This window comes from Streptomyces corynorhini (genome assembly GCF_003346515.1).
In the GTDB taxonomy this organism is placed as follows: Bacteria; Actinomycetota; Actinomycetes; order Streptomycetales; family Streptomycetaceae; genus Streptomyces; species Streptomyces corynorhini.
In genome coordinates, this window is the sequence record NZ_QQNA01000478.1 from 1 (window position 1) to 508 (window position 508).

Annotated in this window: 1 pseudogene; it reads left to right on the top strand. The window is 72.5% G+C overall.

The annotated features are described in order from the left end of the window. A pseudogene (locus DVH02_RS34650) lies at positions 1–498 on the top strand (pyrroline-5-carboxylate reductase family protein); the annotation flags it as partial. Positions 499–508: the final 10 nt, after the last annotated feature.

Consider the following 508-nt stretch of genomic DNA (forward strand, 5'->3'; position numbering starts at 1 on the left):
CGGCATCACCACCTCCTTCATCGAGGAGCGTCTCCCCCTCGGCACCCCCGTCGTACGGGTCATGCCGAACACGCCCGTCCTGGTGGACGAGGGCATGTCCGTCATCTCGGGCGGCAGCCACGCCCTGCCCGCACACCTGGCGCACGCCGAAGAGATCTTCGGTGGCGTCGGCAAGACGCTGCGCGTCCCGGAGTCCCAGCAGGACGCGTGCACCGCGCTCTCCGGCTCGGGCCCCGCGTACTTCTACTTCCTGGTCGAGGCGATGACGGACGCCGGCATCCTCCTCGGCCTCCCCCGCGCCCAGGCACACGACCTGNNGTCATGCTGCGCGACAGCGGCGAACACCCGGTGAAGCTCCGCGAGGCCGTGACGTCCCCGGCGGGCACCACGATCAGCGCCATCCGGGCGCTGGAGGACCACGGGGTACGGTCGGCCCTCATCGCCGCCATCGAAGCGGCCCGCGACCGCAGCCGCGCCCTGGCGACGGGCAACGGCTGACGGCGAGGGC